Annotated in this window: 15 protein-coding genes and 1 pseudogene; all 16 read left to right on the top strand. The window is 50.9% G+C overall.

Features of this window, described 5'->3' with window-relative positions; all coding sequences use genetic code 11:
- The first annotated feature begins 8 nt into the window (after nucleotides 1–8).
- Nucleotides 9–722: an HAD family hydrolase gene (locus ACZ439_RS06190; RefSeq protein WP_054799623.1), complete on the top strand. Its 714-nt coding sequence runs from the start codon at nucleotides 9–11 to the stop codon at nucleotides 720–722.
- Nucleotides 723–760: 38 nt separating this feature from the next.
- The gene (locus tag ACZ439_RS06185) at nucleotides 761–2,365 is read left to right on the top strand and encodes an ABC transporter substrate-binding protein (protein ID WP_464620758.1); all 1,605 of its coding nucleotides are present in this window, start codon (nucleotides 761–763) and stop codon (nucleotides 2,363–2,365) included.
- 30 nt (nucleotides 2,366–2,395) lie between these two features.
- A complete protein-coding gene (locus ACZ439_RS06180) occupies nucleotides 2,396–3,337 on the top strand; it encodes an ABC transporter permease (protein WP_054799620.1) in 942 nt (313 codons plus the stop codon).
- A 10-nt stretch (nucleotides 3,338–3,347) separates the two neighbouring features.
- Nucleotides 3,348–4,160 (top strand): ABC transporter permease, encoded by an 813-nt coding sequence (locus tag ACZ439_RS06175; RefSeq protein ID WP_054796568.1) that lies wholly within the window; start codon nucleotides 3,348–3,350, stop codon nucleotides 4,158–4,160.
- A gap of 11 nt (nucleotides 4,161–4,171) precedes the next feature.
- Nucleotides 4,172–5,197 carry an ABC transporter ATP-binding protein gene (locus ACZ439_RS06170; protein WP_054799619.1) on the top strand — a complete coding sequence of 342 codons (1,026 nt, stop codon included), beginning with the start codon at nucleotides 4,172–4,174 and terminating at the stop codon, nucleotides 5,195–5,197.
- Nucleotides 5,184–6,152, top strand: coding sequence for an ABC transporter ATP-binding protein (locus tag ACZ439_RS06165; protein ID WP_464620757.1), 969 nt, complete (start codon nucleotides 5,184–5,186; stop codon nucleotides 6,150–6,152). Before ACZ439_RS06170 ends, ACZ439_RS06165 begins: the two co-directional genes overlap by 14 nt.
- Nucleotides 6,153–6,169: 17 nt before the next feature.
- The gene (locus tag ACZ439_RS06160) at nucleotides 6,170–6,991 is read left to right on the top strand and encodes a metallophosphoesterase (protein WP_464620756.1); all 822 of its coding nucleotides are present in this window, start codon (nucleotides 6,170–6,172) and stop codon (nucleotides 6,989–6,991) included.
- Nucleotides 6,992–7,322: 331 nt separating this feature from the next.
- A complete protein-coding gene (locus ACZ439_RS06155) occupies nucleotides 7,323–8,657 on the top strand; it encodes an LLM class flavin-dependent oxidoreductase (protein WP_464620755.1) in 1,335 nt (444 codons plus the stop codon).
- A 13-nt stretch (nucleotides 8,658–8,670) separates the two neighbouring features.
- Complete coding sequence (locus ACZ439_RS06150) at nucleotides 8,671–9,456, top strand: ABC transporter ATP-binding protein (RefSeq protein ID WP_127606347.1); 786 nt, start codon at nucleotides 8,671–8,673, stop codon at nucleotides 9,454–9,456.
- An 18-nt stretch (nucleotides 9,457–9,474) separates the two neighbouring features.
- Nucleotides 9,475–10,473, top strand: coding sequence for an aliphatic sulfonate ABC transporter substrate-binding protein (locus tag ACZ439_RS06145; protein WP_464620754.1), 999 nt, complete (start codon nucleotides 9,475–9,477; stop codon nucleotides 10,471–10,473).
- A gap of 35 nt (nucleotides 10,474–10,508) precedes the next feature.
- Nucleotides 10,509–11,342 (top strand): ABC transporter permease, encoded by an 834-nt coding sequence (locus ACZ439_RS06140; protein ID WP_127606345.1) that lies wholly within the window; start codon nucleotides 10,509–10,511, stop codon nucleotides 11,340–11,342.
- A gap of 216 nt (nucleotides 11,343–11,558) precedes the next feature.
- Entirely contained in the window at nucleotides 11,559–13,841 is a 2,283-nt protein-coding gene (locus tag ACZ439_RS06135; RefSeq protein ID WP_127606343.1) for a xanthine dehydrogenase family protein molybdopterin-binding subunit, read from the top strand.
- Nucleotides 13,828–14,661 carry an FAD binding domain-containing protein gene (locus tag ACZ439_RS06130; RefSeq protein WP_054796572.1) on the top strand — a complete coding sequence of 278 codons (834 nt, stop codon included), beginning with the start codon at nucleotides 13,828–13,830 and terminating at the stop codon, nucleotides 14,659–14,661. Before ACZ439_RS06135 ends, ACZ439_RS06130 begins: the two co-directional genes overlap by 14 nt.
- A 1-nt stretch (nucleotide 14,662) precedes the next feature.
- Nucleotides 14,663–15,160 (top strand): (2Fe-2S)-binding protein, encoded by a 498-nt coding sequence (locus ACZ439_RS06125; RefSeq protein ID WP_230876129.1) that lies wholly within the window; start codon nucleotides 14,663–14,665, stop codon nucleotides 15,158–15,160.
- 226 nt (nucleotides 15,161–15,386) lie between these two features.
- A pseudogene (locus ACZ439_RS06120) lies at nucleotides 15,387–15,581 on the top strand (ATP-binding cassette domain-containing protein); the annotation flags it as partial.
- An 81-nt stretch (nucleotides 15,582–15,662) separates the two neighbouring features.
- Complete coding sequence (locus ACZ439_RS06115) at nucleotides 15,663–15,971, top strand: hypothetical protein (RefSeq protein ID WP_054799616.1); 309 nt, start codon at nucleotides 15,663–15,665, stop codon at nucleotides 15,969–15,971.
- The last annotated feature ends 31 nt before the right edge of the window (nucleotides 15,972–16,002 follow it).

Below are 16,002 nucleotides of genomic sequence, written 5' to 3'. Positions count from 1 at the left end.
AGGCACACATGCAGACATCGTATATATGGTTCGATCTTGGCTATACGTTAGTGTATCAAGAGAGAGAGAAGGAGTATCAGCAATTCTGGCTGGAGCAGGGCATCGAACTCAGCTTGGAAGACATTGAAGAAGCTTATCATTTGACCGACAAGCTTTTTATGCGGGAATACCCGGGGGCGTTAGGCAAACAAATCCATACGTATATGCCCTGGTATGTGGGCGTGCTCAATTATACGCTGGGCGTCCGGTTCGACCTGCACGATCAATGCCGTCGGCTGCGGGATATCCAGATAGCTCAGTCTCCCAGGTGGAAGCCGTTTCCGTTCTCCCACCCTGTGCTGGCCCTTCTAAAGAAAGCTTCGGTCGGCATCGGCTTGATTTCGAATTGGGATGCCAGCGCTAGAACCGTCTTGGAGGAAACAGGACTGCTGCCTTATTTGGACCACATTATCGTATCGTCCGAAGTTCAAGTGGAGAAGCCGGATGTCAGGATTTTTCTCAAGGCGGCGGAACTCGCCGGAGTCGACCCCAAGCAATGTTTATATGTGGGAGATAATTATTACGACGACGTAGTGGGCAGCGCGAAAGCAGGGATGAAGCCGATCTTGATTAATCGGTTCGGCACTCTCGGCATCGAGGAGATCACATTCGAACGCACGTTATTGTCTGTCGAAGAGCTGCCGGAGCTGCTGTTCAGGCAGGACAACAAAATCATTTCGTAACCCAACTACTAATCTCAAAAAAAAGGAATGGGAAGCCTATGAAAGCAAAGCGGAATGCTCGATCTTTATTTACAGTACCCTTCATCTTGTTGATCTTGGCCTTAGCGGCCTGCAGCAGCGCCGGAGGGACTAACGGTGAAGGCTCGTCCAATGCGGTGAAGCCGGAGTCGTCCGATTCGCAGGATGCGTCCAAGGCAGGTGCACAAAATACAAGCGGAGGGAAGAAAGAGGGAGGCAACGTTGTAGTCCTTATCCCTCAAGATCTCGACTACCTGGACCCTCATCTTGCGGTTGCTGCGGGCACGTCCGAAGTACTGTTCAATGTTTTTGAAGGACTGCTGAAGCCTAACGAGAAAGGGGAGCTTCTCCCGGCCGTCGCCGAGTCTTATCAAGTATCGCCGGACGGTCTGACTTATACGTTCAAGCTTCGCAGCGGCGTCAAATTCCATAACGGCAATCCCGTTACTTCGCAGGATGTTAAATTTTCCTACGATCGTTTGGCCGGCACCGCTACCGGCAAGCCGCTAAATCCGGCATTCCAGGATGTGCAAGCGATCGAGGCGTCTGATGCAGGCACCGTCGTCATTACATTGAAAAAGAACAATTCTTCATTCTTGACGGCACTTACGGCAACCGTCATTCCTAAAGATTATCAAGACAGCAACAAGCTTCCAATCGGCACCGGGCCCTTTAAATTCAAAGAATACGTCCCGGGACAGCGTCTTGTCGTGGAGAAGTTTGCCGATTACTACGTGAAAGGCGTTCCCTCATTGGACAAAGTCGAATTCCGGATCATCACGGATGCCAACGCTTCTCTGGCGGCTCTTAAATCAGGCGAAGCCGACATTTATCCGCGGATCGGAAACGACCCGATTTCAACCCTGGGGGATAGCTACACCAAGCTTAGCGCACCGCAAAACCTGGTCCAGCTGATGACCTTCAACATTTCGCGGAAACCGTTCAACGATATTAAAGTCCGTCAGGCAATCAATTACGCCATCGACAAGGATGAGATCATCAAAGGGGTGGCGCTCGGCAACGGAACGAAGCTCGGCTCCAATCTCAGCCCCGTCTTGTCCAAGTACTATCAGGCCGGTCTGGAAGACACCTATAAGACGAATATCAACAAAGCCAAGAGTCTGCTTGCTGAAGCCGGCTACAAAGACGGCTTTGAAACGACGCTCTCGGTTCCGTCCAACTATCCATTTCATGTCGATACGGCCCAAGTGATCGTGCAGCAGCTGGCGAAAGTCGGCATTAAAGTGAAGATTGAACCGGTGGAATGGGCGGTATGGCTGGACCGGATTTACAAAAACCGCAATTACGATTTGACCATCATCGGACTGGACGGGAAGCTGGATCCTTACCAAATCTTGAATAAATATTTGTCCGATTCCGCGAATAACTTCTTTAACTACAAGAGCGACGAGTTCGATAAAACGCTGAAAGCGGCGGTGACGGAAGTCGACGACGCCAAACGAGTGGCGCTGTATAAACAAGTCCAAACGATTTTGTCGAATGACGCTGCCGCTGTTTATATCATGGATCCGAACCTCAATGTGGCATTGAACAAAAAGCTGGACGGATACAAGCAATATCCGCTTTACGTCCAGGATTTGTCGACGGTTTACTTGAAGGAGTAAGGACCTACGAATCAAGGAGGAGAACTTGCCTTGCCCTATCTAGTACGCAGAATCCTGACCCTCCTTTTGACCGTGTTATTCGTCGTACTTCTTACTTTTTCCGTATTTCGGATCATTCCAGGCAATCCGGCGCTGACGATTTTGGGTCCTGAAGCTTCCGACGAGCAAATTGCTTTGCTGGAAGCCAAGCTGGGGACGGACCGACCGCTGCCCGAACAGTTTGCAAGCTGGATGAGAGGTGTGGCCGGGCTCGATTTCGGCGATTCGCTTCGCTTCTCGGAGCCGGTGCTGCATCTGATCGGCAGCCGCTTTCCAGTCACCTTGTCGTTAGCGCTGCTTGCGCTGCTCCTTACGACGGTGACGGCTATCCCACTCGGGATCGCAGCCGCAAGGTCAAAGGGTAAAGCCGTGGATATCATCATTTCAATCGGTTCGCAGATCGGGCTCGCTATCCCGTCCTTCTGGATGGGCATCATCCTCATTCTCCTGTTCGCGCTCACGCTCAAATGGTTTTCGGTCAGCGCCTATGTGCCCTGGTCGGAAAACCCGCTGCTGACATTTAAATCATTGCTGCTACCTTCCGTTGCCCTGGCGCTTCCGCAAATTGCGATCGTCGTACGCTACTTGCGTACGACGATGCTGGAGCAGCTTCATCTGGATTACGTTCGCACGGCCAGAAGCAAGGGATTGAAGGAATCCACGGTGTATTACAAGCACGTGCTGAAGAACGCACTGTTGCCCGTCGTGACGATTGTCGGCATCAATTTCGGAGAATTACTGGCGGGAAGCCTTGTGGTCGAACAAGTTTTCACATTGCCGGGTCTTGGCGGCCTGCTTATCACCGGTATTGGCAACCGCGATTATCCGCTAGTGCAGGGCATGGTCCTTATGATCGCATTTATCGTCATCACGACCAATTTTATCGTTGACTTGTCCTATCGCTGGCTGGATCCGAAAATCCGCTTAAAGTAGAGGTTTGCATATGAGGACGACAAAATTAAGCTTCAGTCTCGTTGTGGGAGCCGTCTGTATAGCGGTTCTCTTTCTCCTTATGCTGGTCAGTCTGATTTACGTGCCGTACGGGGTCAATGACATGAGCATCGCAGACCGGCTGCAAGCGCCCGGCGCCGCTCACCTGCTTGGAACCGACAATTTCGGCCGGGATATTCTAAGCCGCGTTATGGAAGGAACGCAAACGGCTTTTAAGGTGGGTACGGTATCCGTCGCGATCGGGCTTACGGGCGGCCTGCTCATCGGCACGATCGCCGGTTATGTGGGCAAATGGGCCGACGAACTGTTGATGCGGTTCATCGACGCGCTTCTGGCCTTTCCGGGTGTGCTGCTTGCGCTGCTGCTCGTGTCCCTCTTTAAGCCGAGCCTGTTCCAGACGATGATCGCGATCGGGATTTTGTCCGTTCCGGCTTTTTCAAGGGTCGTGCGCAGCGGATTTCTGCACATGAAGGAAGCCGAGTTCGTGAAGGCGGCAAGAGGTATCGGAGCAGGCCATGCCAACATTATTTTCAAACAAATATTACCTAACATCCTGTCTCCGGTTGTTACGACGGCGGCATTAAGCTTCTCCACCGCGATATTGGTAGAAGCCGCGCTCAGCTACCTGGGGCTTGGAGTCCAACCGCCGGACCCAAGCTGGGGCCGGATGTTGAACGAATCGCAAAGCTATATCGGCAAAGCGCCCTGGTATGCGCTCGCCCCAGGTCTATTCATTACCGTCACCGTACTCGGCTTTAACCTGCTCGGCGACGGCATCCGAGACCTGCGTGACAAACGACAATAGAAGGTGATGAGATGGTTTCTGCAAACTCCATGCATCGGGCAGAGTTTCTTCTCGACATACGCGATCTAGAGCTGCAATTAACAACGTCCTCCCGCGAAACGCTGTCCGTCCTTGGCGGAGTTTCGCTTTCGGTGGCTAAAGGGGAGACTGTAGGTATCGTCGGGGAATCCGGCAGGGGAAAAAGCGTTCTTTCGCTCTCCATTCTCGGACTGCAGCCGAAAGCGATGCAGATCAGCGGCGGCGAAATATGGTTTCAGTCGAAGCATCCGCTGCACCGTCTCGGCCAAGAGGAGCTTCGCCGCATACGGGGGAAAGAAATTTCCATGGTGTTTCAAGACCCGATGAGCTCGCTCAATACGGCCTTTACTATAGGCAGTCAAATTGCGGAGTCATTGCGGCTTCATTTCGGATGCTCGCGTAAAGAAGCGAGGGAGCGCGCTCACGAGCTGCTCCGGGTTGTCGGACTGCCTCGTCCGGAATCGCTTCTGAATGAATACCCGCACCAGCTGTCCGGCGGCATGCGTCAGCGGGTCATGATCGCCATAGCGATTTCCGGCGAACCGCATCTGCTCATTGCCGATGAACCTACGACGGCGCTGGACGTCACGATTCAAGCGCAAATTTTGGACTTGATGCGGCAAATTCGCGAAGAGAAGGGCATGTCGATTTTGCTCATTTCTCACGATTTGGGTGTTATCGCGGATATGTGCGACCGGATTGCAGTCATGTATGCGGGACAAATCGTAGAGGAAGGCACAGCGGAAGCGGTGTTGGAAAATCCAAAGCATCCCTATACGATCGGATTGAAGCAATCCGTACCGACGCCGCAAAAGAAATATGAAAGGCTGTTTTCCATTCAAGGTACGGTTCCCGGTCTGCGGGAAAGAGGCCCGGGCTGCACATTTAACTCGCGGTGCGCACATGCGACGGATCGGTGTTTTGCGGAAACGCCGGCTTTGTACAGCATGAACGGTCAGCAATCCGTACGGTGCTTTTTGGTGCAGGAGGAAGGAGTTGCGGTTTATGGCGCCGGCTGAAGACATTGTACAGTTACAAAACATCAAGAAACATTATGCCGGCGGTTTCTGGGGAGGACAGCGGCAAACGCTGCGGGCCGTTGACGGCGTGTCCTTATCCATTCGGGCAGGTGAAACGTTAGGTCTGGTAGGTGAAAGCGGCTGCGGCAAGTCCACGGTCGGGCAATTGGCATCGCTGCTGCTTCAGGCTACAGACGGCACGCTGGTGTATAACGGAAAAGACATCACCGGCCTGAGCGGCCCGAGGGCCCGGTCCATGCGCAGACACATGCAATATGTGTTTCAAGATCCTTATACCTCTTTGAATCCGAGACTCCGGATTGGAGAACTGCTCGAGGAGCCATTGAAAATAAACCGGCTTGGAGATAGCCGGGAACGGAAACGGCAGGTCGATGACATGCTGTTGCGAATCGGACTGGACCCCTCCTACGCCCGTCATTATACACATCAATTGAGCGGCGGACAGAGACAGCGGATCGGCATAGCCAGGTCGCTGATGCTGAAGCCGGAGTTTCTCGTATTGGATGAGCCGGTTTCCGCATTGGACGTATCCGTACAGTCGCAAATCCTGAACCTGCTGAAAGATTTGCAGCGGGAGCTGAACTTGACGTATTTGTTCATATCGCATGATCTGAATGTCGTACATTATATGAGCGACAGGGTAGCCGTCATGTATCTGGGCAAAATTGTGGAAATCGCGGAGGTCGAAGACTTGTACGCCAATCCGCTTCATCCTTATACCAAAGCGTTAGTATCGGCCATACCGTCCGAAAATCGCAGAGAAAAAAGGGAACGGATCATCCTGAAAGGGGATATACCAAGCCCGCTCGATATCCCGAAAGGATGCGCGTTTCAAACCCGCTGCGTCCATGCGCATGAACGATGCAGTACGGAAGCTCCGGTGCTCACCGGTATTCGCGAAGGCCACTTCGTCAGCTGCCACCTATACACCTGACATAGAGGAGAACAAAAATGAGGATAGGCATATTGTCCGACCTTCATGTGGACAAAAACAATGACGACGAATTCGGAACTGTTCAAGAAGCGTTGTGTAGTGCCGCATCGGCAACGAATACGGACCTGCTCATTGTGGCTGGAGATATTTCAAACAATTACGTGCAAACATTAAACGTGTTAGAGGAAATCGAGGAACGGGCGGGCATTCCATGTTTGTTTGTGCCGGGAAATCATGACATTTGGAATCTGGAACACCCGGAGTTAAGCACCGCCTATATTTATGAAGAGCTTCAACGCCATGAGCGGAATTTGTCCAAAGGAGCGTATGCGATCAACGATGAATGGATCGTGCTCGGGGACACCGGCTGGTATGACTTTTCTTACGGCAGCGAGCGTTTCGAGCCGGAGCAGTTTCGTGCGATGACGTACGGGAATCGAACATGGAAGGACAAATTATACGTGAATTGGGGCAGTACACCCGAGCAGATAACCGACCATTTCTATGACAAGCTCCAAAAGCAGCTTGAAGCCTGCGGCGGCAAAAAGGTCATTCTCGTGACGCACGTGGTGAATCACGATCAATTTACAGTACCGATGCCGCACAAGGACTGGGACTATTTCAACGCATTTTTGGGAAGCGAGCGCTATCAAGCATTGATCCGGAGTTATAGCCGCTCTGTCAAATATGCCGTTTGCGGACATGTTCATTACCGAAAAAAGATATCCATCGGCTCCACGCAGTTCATTTGCAATTGTCTGGGCGATAAGAAGGAATGGCTGCATTCCAAGCGGGCGTATGAGGAAGTATCAAAGTCTTACGTTACTATCGACATTTAAACCTGTAGCATCGGCCAGCTTTATAAATGAGGCTGAAGTCGACCAGGCCATGAGGAAAAAAAGGCGAACGTTCCCCGTCCGAGCGGGTGGAGCGATCGCCTTTTTCCGTTGCTTTTAGAAGGGAATTATCCTATAAGAAAGCAAAAAGCGCCTTGACAGCAAAATAGAAAGATGTTAAGTTTTATACACCATAATTCCAATAGGAATTGAAGGTTCGACCAGACAGCTGGAGACCAACACGTTTTGATGTTGTGTTTCCTGCTGTCTTTTTTTGTGAAAAAAATGTGAGCTGCATGTCATCAAGAATACGGTATGGAAAGAGGAGAAAGCTATGCATTCAGAAGCCAGACAGATGCATCTAGGAGCCTTCTTATATTATGTCGGGCATCACCTCGCTGCCTGGAGACACCCGGGTGCGAAATCTAATGGAATCATGGACCCGAAATTTTATAAGGAATTGGCCCAAACGGCGGAACGGGGAAAGTTCGATATGATTTTTCTCGCCGATAATGTCGTAGTCCCCAACGATACGGCCGTATCTTATACCGCTTCCGTGAAGCCGGAGCCGATTACTTTATTATCCGCACTCTCGGCGGTGACGGAGTATATCGGTTTAGCGGCAACGGTAACAACAACCTATACAGAACCTTATCATATAGCCCGGATGTTCGCGTCTTTAGATCATCTGAGTGGCGGACGCGCAGCTTGGAATGTGGTCACATCGGCTTATTCTACAGAGGCCTACAATTTTAGCAAGGAGAAACACCCGGATCACGGATTGCGGTACCAGCGGGCCAAGGAATACATTGATGTCGTCAAGAGCTTATGGGACAGCTGGGAAGACGATGCCTTGGTCATCGATAAAGAATCTGGAATTTTTGCGGACTCCAGCAAAATTCACGCGATTGATTACGAAGGTGAATTCTTTTCGGTGCGCGGTCCCCTTAATGTTTCCCGTACGCCGCAAGGGAGACCCGTTATCATTCAGGCAGGCTCCTCCGGAGCGGGAAAAGAACTCGCCGCACAAACGGCGGAAGTTATTTTTACTGCGCAGCAAACACGCGAAGAAGCAGAGGCGTTTTATTCCAGCGTGAAAAAACAATTAATTCAATACGGCAGATCCGCAGATGAAGTGAAAATTATGCCGGGTGTCTTCCCTATTATCGGCTCCACGCTTAAAGAGGCCAAGGAGAAGGAAGCCAATCTTCAGGAACTCGTTCATCCGATGGCCGGCGTGGGTCTTTTATCAGACCTTATGGATCACGATTTGTCGGTATATCCGCTGGACGGCCCGCTGCCTGAATTTGCCGAAACAAACGGCGGTAAAAGCAGGTTCGATCTTTTAGTCAATTTGGCCAAAAAAGAAAACTTAACGATAAGGGAACTGAGCTTGCGCATAGCCGGAGCCCGCGGTCATCGGACCCTTGTGGGTACGCCCGAAATGATAGCGGATCAACTGGAAGAATGGTTCGTAAACGGAGCAGCCGACGGTTTCAATATCATGCCTCCGTATTTACCGGGGGGCTTGGATGAGTTTGTAAATACGGTCATTCCCGTCCTTCAACAAAGAGGATTGTTCAGAACGGAATACGCAGGACGGATGTTAAGGGATCACCTGGGACTTGCTAAACCGCAAAATAAATTTAGTAAAAGTGCAGTCCTATAAGAAGCGGAAAGGAATGCTTGCTTTGTCAGAAAAATCCCTCCGAGTTGAAAAGGTCAGTAAAACTTTCCAAACCGAAAAAGGTCCACTGTCCGTATTGAAAGATATTAACCTGGAAATCGGTCAGGAGCAATTTATAGCGATTATCGGACCGAGCGGCTGCGGAAAGAGCACACTTCTTAAAATTATAGCCGGTCTGGATAACGATTATGAGGGCGCCGTATATTTGGGAGAAGAAAAAGTGAACAGCGCCAGTATCGAGAAGGGGTTCATTTTTCAAGAGCATCGGCTTTTTCCGTGGCTGACGGTGGAGCAAAATATTGCTGCGAATTATTCCTTAAAATCGGCCGATATCCGCAGAAAAGTTGACGAACTGCTGGAATTGACACATCTCAAAGGATTTGAAAAGTCGTATCCTAGAGCACTTTCCGGAGGGATGTCCCAGCGTGTTTCCATTGCTCGCGCTCTACTGAGAGAGCCTCAGGTGCTGCTGCTGGATGAGCCTTTCGGCGCGTTGGACGCTTTTACAAGAACCCATATGCAGGAGGCCATTCTGGAAATTTGGGAAAACAAAAAGACAACGATGGTTTTAGTGACTCATGATATCGATGAGGCGGTATTTGTGGCCAATAAAATTGTCATTATGGGAGCCAAACCGGGTGTCATCCGTGACGTCATCCCAAACCATCTTCCTTATCCTCGGAAAAAAGCAAGCGAAGCTTTTCAAAATTTCCGCCTGAAGGTATTGAAGGAATTCGAGAGATGGGAAAGCTTTGCTTTGGTCGAAGGAGCAGGAATTTAAATAACGGGGGAAAGAGAAATGAAACCAAACAAATGGATTGTACTCTTGCTATCTTTACTTGTCATGGCTTCTCTCGCAGGTTGCGGAACCAAAACGAGTAACACAGACGGACAAAACTTAACGGTTAATATTGGCTATATTAAAAATGTAGCTCCTTCCTATTTGGCAAAAGAAAAGGGGTTCGTCGAGAAGCAGTTTGCTGCAAAGGGGGCAAAAGTCAACTGGGTTGAGTTTCAGACAGGGCCCGAAGAATTCGAAGCTCTGTCCGCCAATCACATTGATTTTCTGGCATGCGGCAATACGCCGGTCATTGTGGCTCAAGCAGCAGGGATAGACTTTAAAATCATTTCCTTATATAGTAGCGGTTTGAAAAACAATGTGCTGCTTCTGCCTAAAGATAGCCCCATCACAAGCATTCAGGAATTAAAAGACAAAAAAATAGCGGTTGCCAAAGGCAGCACCTCTTACAATCTGATTTACCGGGCCCTGGATCAAGCCGGGCTGCAGCCGTCCGATGTGAAATTAATTCAATTGGCCCCTTCCGAAGCGAAGCCTGCCTTCGAGAACGGTACGGTAGATGCATGGGGAATTTGGGAGCCGTTCATCAGTACGGAGCAAGCTACCGTCGGAGCGAAAATATTGGTATCGGGCGAAGATCTCAAGATGCCGAGTCCGAACTTTACCGTAGCCAGCACCAAATTTGCGAAAGACCATCCGGAATTCGTAGAGCTGTATTTAAAAGCGCTGGACGAAGCCGTTGCCTGGCAGACCCAAAACCAAAACGAGGCCGTAGATCTGTATGCCCAAGTGCTCAAATTGGATAAAGCCATTGTGGCCAATATCGTGAAAAATACGGATTTCCGAAATGATCCGGTGTCGGATGATTATATCAAAGAACATCAAAAAACGGCGGACACTCTTTACGATCTTGGTGGAGTCAAAAACAAGGTCGAGGTCGCAAAAGTTATTGACAATACGTTTATTACGAGGGCAAAGCAGGAAACTAAAACAAATTAGTGGGTGGGAAAATGAAGCCATTTCTTTCAGTCTTGATGGCAGGAACAAAATCCAGACCCGAAAAGATCAATCCTGAATCGGGTTCCAGCGGGACAGTCAGAAATAAATCTCTAAGCGCAAGTATAATCAGAGGGCTCTCGTTGCCGGTTTTAGTAATTATCATTTGGCAATTAGCCGCTTATTTCGAAGTCGTCTCCAGTACGATTCTACCTTCTCCCATTCAGATTGCTAAAGCGTTTTGGGAATTGATTGTTTCCGGAGAATTGATCAGCCATTTGAATGTCAGTTTATATCGCGCTTTCTTGGGTTTTCTGCTTGGCGGCTCGCTCGGACTCCTATCCGGCATATTAGCGGGATTGTTTCGGAAGTTCGAAGAAACGATTGATCCGTCCGTGCAAATGTTAAGAACGATTCCGCATCTCGCCATAACCCCGCTTTTTATTCTTTGGTTTGGAATCGGAGAAACATCGAAGGTACTGCTTATTGCGCTGGGAGCTTATTTTCCGCTATACATCAATACCTTTACCGGGATACGCGGGGTGGATTCAAAGTTGTTCGAAGTCACCAAAGTGCTGGAATTCAGTAAATGGAAGCTCGTTTCAAAACTGATTGTCCCTGCGGCCTTGCCTAATATTTTATTGGGTTTACGGCTATCGATCGGTGTTTCCTGGCTAGGCTTGGTCGTGGCGGAATTAATGGGATCCAGTGAAGGCGTAGGCTACATGATTAATGACGCCAGACAATTCTCCCAAACGGCCGTCGTCATCGTAGGCATCCTCATATTTGCGATTGTCGGTAAACTATCCGACTCGTTCGTTCGCTTTTTGGAGAAAAAATTGTTGAAGTGGCGGGATAGTTATTCCGGATAAACAGGTTGATGAAACGCATGAATCACCGTGACCGGCACCTCTCTTTCAGAGGTGCTTTTCCTTTATTCGGACTGTCATAAGCATCCTTCGGGATTCGTATAATTAAACAATTGGAGGTAAACGGTTAGTACTAAAATTTGACAGGCGAGAAGGGAGCGGAAATCTTTGGGAACGATAGGCAGAAGCATTCCAAAAAAAGAGTCGTTCGACAAGGTGATGGGTACGGCTCTATATACCGGGGATCATCTCGATAACCGAATGCTGTACGCGCGCATGGCGATAAGTCCCTTTGCACATGCCCTAATTTTGGGCATAGACACGAGCGCGGCTTGGCAGGTTCAAGGGATTCGTGCTATTTTGACCGGGGAATGCAGCGAAGTACTGACCGGAGAAGAGATTCGAGACCGTCCGATAATAGCGAAAGATCGGGTTCGTTTTTTCGGAGAAACCGTTGCTGTCGTAGTAGCCGATACCGAAGTGCAGGCGAAGCGTGCCGCGGATTTAATCCGGGTACGGTACGAGCCGCTGCCGGTTGTCAACTCTCCCATGGAAGCTCTGCGGAAGGACGCTCCGCTCGTTCACGAAAGGCTGGGTGAGTATACAAAGGCAGAGGGGGTGGTCTCCATTCCCGGCACCAATATCGCCAGCCTCATTAAAATCCGCAAAGGAGACATGAACAAGGGGTGGAGGGAAAGCGAAGTCATCCTCGAGAACACCATTTCGTTTATGCCCTCGGATCATGCAGCGATGGAAACACGAAGTGCCATTGCTGAGATCAGGCCGGACGGCTACATTCACATCGAGTCGTCAACGCAGGCCCCTTTTGCCGTCAAAAAATTTATGGGCCTATATTTCGGCTTCGATCCCGGCTGGATCGTGGTCAAAACACCGCTGGTCGGAGGCGCTTACGGCGGTAAAGCGGCGATTCAGTTGGAGCTTGTTGCCTATTTGGCTTCCCGGGCGGTCGGAGGCCGAAAAGTCAAAATTATCAATACCCGAGAGGAAGACATGGTTACCTCCCCGGTTCATATAGGGCTTGATGCCACCGTCCGGCTGGGCAGCAATCTGGCAGGGAAAATTACCGCGGCGGAAATTGTCTACCGGTTCGATGGTGGCGCCTACGACGACAAATCCAGTGACGTTGCAAGAGCGGCTGCGCAGGACTGCTCGGGGCCTTATGCGATCGAACATCTCTATTGTGACTGTCTGACTATCTATACCAATCATCCATATGCTTCGGCCTTTCGAGGTTACGGACATGCTGAGCTTACTTTCGCGATGGAAAGAGCGCTGGACGCGCTGGCCGACAAACTCCAAATGGATCCGTGGGAGCTTCGCATGCGGAATATAGCCGTGCCGGGCGATTCTGCTCCGACGCGGGATGTACTTACGTCCAGCAATCTGGGGGATCTTACGACTTGTATGCACCGGCTTCGCACGCTAGCAGGCTGGGATGATTGGAAGGTGATGCAGGTGAACGCGAATACAATCCGGGCCAAGGGCATCAGTTGCTTTTGGAAAAACTCATCGATGGATCCCAATGCAAGCTCGGGCGCTATTATCTCTTTCAATTCCGACGGCAGCTTGAATCTGGAGACCGGGGTCGTGGAGATCGGAACTGGCACGAAAACGGTGCTGGCCCAGATGCTCGCGGAGCGGATGAAAATGAATCCGGAGAGGATTCACGTCAAGTTCGAGGTGAATACGGAAATAACACCGGAGCATTGGAAGACGGTTGCGAGCCGCGGAACTTTCCTGGCCGGCCGTGCGGTTCTTAAGGCGGCGGACGACGCGATCCGTCAACTGCTCGAGATCGCGGCTTGTGTGCTGCGGGCCGATCCGGATGACCTTGAGCTCGGATGGGGTAAAGTGATGGCCAAGGCTGATCCCTCCATCCAAATCGAGGTCAAAGACATCTGTTACGGTTACACGTATCCGAATGGAAATTCCATTGGCGGCCAAATTATAGGGCGAGGTCACTACATCCAACGGCGGATGAATAACCTTGACCCACAAACCGGGGAGGGAACGCCCGGACCAGAATGGAACGTTGGGGCCCAAGCGGTGGAGATCGAGCTCGACACGAGGGATTATTCATACAAGCTGCTGAAGGCGATTTCCGTTAATGACGCCGGCAAAGTGTTGAATCCAAAAGCGGCTTTAGGCCAGATCATGGGTGCGATTTCCATGGGGCTCAGCTTTGCGAACCGTGAAACGTTTGTATTCAGTGATCAGGGAACCGTCGATAATCCTACGCTCCGTGATTACAATCTGATCCGTTACGGCGAAAACCCCGAATATATCGTGGAGTTCATCGAGAATCCGTGTCTGGATGGACCGTTCGGTGCCCGAGGGCTCGGTGAGCACGGACTCATCGGGATGCCAGCCGCGCTCGCTAGTGCGCTTTCCCGGGCCGCCGGGGTCCAGCTAAATCGGTTGCCCCTTTTCCCGGAACGGATTTGGAGAACAAAAATGGGGGAGCCGCATGATACCTTATAATTTCGAATATTATCGGCCTGCCACTCTCCACGAAGCCGTCAGTCTTTTTCAGCAGTTGGATGCTCATGATAAGAGCCCCCTATATTATTCCGGCGGAACTGAAATCATCACACTGGGAAGAATCAACCAGGTTTACACAGGGGCAGTTATTGATCTGAAGCAAATCCCGGAATGCCGCATGCTTGCGGTCCTTGAGCAAAAGATGGTTCTCGGATCTGCTTTGACTCTATCCGAGCTTCACGATTCCCGAGTGTTTCCTCTACTTGGGGAAACGGGGGCCGGCGTTGCCGACCGAACCTCAAGAAACAAAATTACATTTGGCGGGAATATTTGCGGACGATTCATTTACAAGGAAGCGGTGCTGCCTCTGCTGTTGACGGACAGTGAAGTGAGGATCGCTGGTCCCACCGGATTTAGGCAAGTACCAATCGGTCAAGTGTTTGACCGTACCCTGAAGCTGAGTAGGGGAGAGTTTCTCGTTCAAGCGCTCACCGAAGTCAGCTATATAGGTATGCCTTATGTGACGGTGAAAAAGCGCAAAGTGGCTTCTATTGATTATCCGCTGGTGACTGTCACCGCTCTCCGGTCAGATTCGGGGATTCGTGTTGCTTTTAGTGGCGTCTGTTCCTTCCCATTCCGGTCCGCTGCCGTCGAAGAAATATTAAACCGGCGCGAGATTCCTTTGGAGGACCGAATCAATCAGGCGGCGGATCAATTGCCCGCGCCGATCCTCAGTGATATAAAAGGCTCGGCGGCTTACCGCAAGCTAGTTTTGAAAAATACGCTGCACGATACAATAAGGACATTGGGAGGGGGATGACATGTCAAGTAATGACTTTTATGCGGTAATGCTTAACCTGAATGTGAACGGGGAGCTGCGGACCGCAACCGTCCGACCGGCGGATCTTCTTTTGGACGTTCTGCGGGAATCGTTCGGTCTGACCGGTGCAAAGCCTGGCTGCCGGAATGGGGATTGCGGTACTTGTACGGTGCTCCTAGACGGTTCGCCGATGAAATCGTGTCTGATGCTTGCGGTGGAAACGGCGGGAAAAAAGGTTACGACTGTTGAAGGTCTAAAAGACACTGCCGTCCAAAGAGCCTTTGTCGAAAAATTTGCTTTTCAGTGTGGATACTGCACCCCAGGATTTATCATGAATATTTATGCGCTGACCCAAACTTATCCCGAAGCCGACGAGGAAACGATCAAAGATTGGCTGCAATCTAACATTTGCCGTTGCACAGGTTATGAGGAAATTCGGGAGGCCGTCCAATCCGTCTTGAACCGGAGACTTTTGTCGATGGACCAGAACCATCTGTAGAATAGAGTGCCGACTCATAAAACGCTTATTCTACAAGTCCAAGCTCTAAATAATCATGTTGAATCATAACTCCATCCACAGGAAGGGATTTAGCCAACCAAACGACGACTCTTCGTATGATCGCCGGCCTGCAAGTTCCTTCATCCGGATCGATCTTGTTGGACAATCGGGATTTGACGTTTGTGCCGCCTCGGAATCGGTTCAGCTGAGCGGCTATATGGACTGATTTCCCGCCCAATTATCCGGAGGGCAGCAGCAGCGCGTCGCTTTGGTCAGAACGCTCGTCCTGAAGCCGCCGCTCGTGCTGTTCGATGAGCCGCTTAGCAATCTGGACGCCAAGCTGCGGCAAGCTCTAGGCATAGAAATCCGCTCGTTACAGAAGGAGTACGGATTTACCGGCATTTTCGTAACGCACGATCAAGCCGGCCGATCCGTTTGTGGCTAATTTCGTGGGCGAATCCAATCCGGTGCAAGTATCCGGGGCGGAGGAGGAGCACGGGCGATGGCGGATGAAATTGGCGGGGGACCAGACCATTGCGGCGGAGAGGACTGCCGGACAGCAGACGCCGACCTACGCAATGGTTCGTCCGGAAGCCGTCGAAGTGCTGCCCGGGGGAGTGGAAGCCCGGCCTGCGGGGGCTCGGATGGTTACAATTCGTTGTCCGGCACGGTTTCGTTCATCCATTATACCGGCGCTTCCTACTTGATCGGCGTTGTCATTGAAAAGCTGGACAAGCATTTTACGGCCAGGATGCAGTACGCAACGAAAGAGACCGGCCTGCGGGTTGGCGGGCAGGCGATCGTACGCTGACCGGTAGAGGCGACTCTGTTATTTTAAATGT

The sequence above is a fragment of the Paenibacillus sp. JCM 9796 genome, assembly GCF_055379675.1.
The sequence above is the reverse complement of the archived record's forward strand: the minus strand, read 5'-3'. Positions and strand labels throughout refer to the sequence as shown.

Bases quoted from the DNA above. Each gene is read 5' to 3' on its own strand.
- ACZ439_RS06190 (WP_054799623.1), top strand. From the start codon at position 9: ATGCAGACATCGTATATATGGTTCGATCTTGGCTATACGTTAGTGTAT.
- ACZ439_RS06185 (WP_464620758.1), top strand. From the start codon at position 761: ATGAAAGCAAAGCGGAATGCTCGATCTTTATTTACAGTACCCTTCATC.
- ACZ439_RS06175 (WP_054796568.1), top strand. From the start codon at position 3,348: ATGAGGACGACAAAATTAAGCTTCAGTCTCGTTGTGGGAGCCGTCTGT.
- ACZ439_RS06170 (WP_054799619.1), top strand. From the start codon at position 4,172: ATGGTTTCTGCAAACTCCATGCATCGGGCAGAGTTTCTTCTCGACATA.
- ACZ439_RS06165 (WP_464620757.1), top strand. From the start codon at position 5,184: ATGGCGCCGGCTGAAGACATTGTACAGTTACAAAACATCAAGAAACAT.
- ACZ439_RS06160 (WP_464620756.1), top strand. From the start codon at position 6,170: ATGAGGATAGGCATATTGTCCGACCTTCATGTGGACAAAAACAATGAC.
- ACZ439_RS06155 (WP_464620755.1), top strand. From the start codon at position 7,323: ATGCATTCAGAAGCCAGACAGATGCATCTAGGAGCCTTCTTATATTAT.
- ACZ439_RS06150 (WP_127606347.1), top strand. From the start codon at position 8,671: ATGCTTGCTTTGTCAGAAAAATCCCTCCGAGTTGAAAAGGTCAGTAAA.
- ACZ439_RS06145 (WP_464620754.1), top strand. From the start codon at position 9,475: ATGAAACCAAACAAATGGATTGTACTCTTGCTATCTTTACTTGTCATG.
- ACZ439_RS06140 (WP_127606345.1), top strand. From the start codon at position 10,509: ATGGCAGGAACAAAATCCAGACCCGAAAAGATCAATCCTGAATCGGGT.
- ACZ439_RS06135 (WP_127606343.1), top strand. From the start codon at position 11,559: ATGGGTACGGCTCTATATACCGGGGATCATCTCGATAACCGAATGCTG.
- ACZ439_RS06130 (WP_054796572.1), top strand. From the start codon at position 13,828: ATGATACCTTATAATTTCGAATATTATCGGCCTGCCACTCTCCACGAA.
- ACZ439_RS06125 (WP_230876129.1), top strand. From the start codon at position 14,663: ATGTCAAGTAATGACTTTTATGCGGTAATGCTTAACCTGAATGTGAAC.
- ACZ439_RS06115 (WP_054799616.1), top strand. From the start codon at position 15,663: ATGGCGGATGAAATTGGCGGGGGACCAGACCATTGCGGCGGAGAGGAC.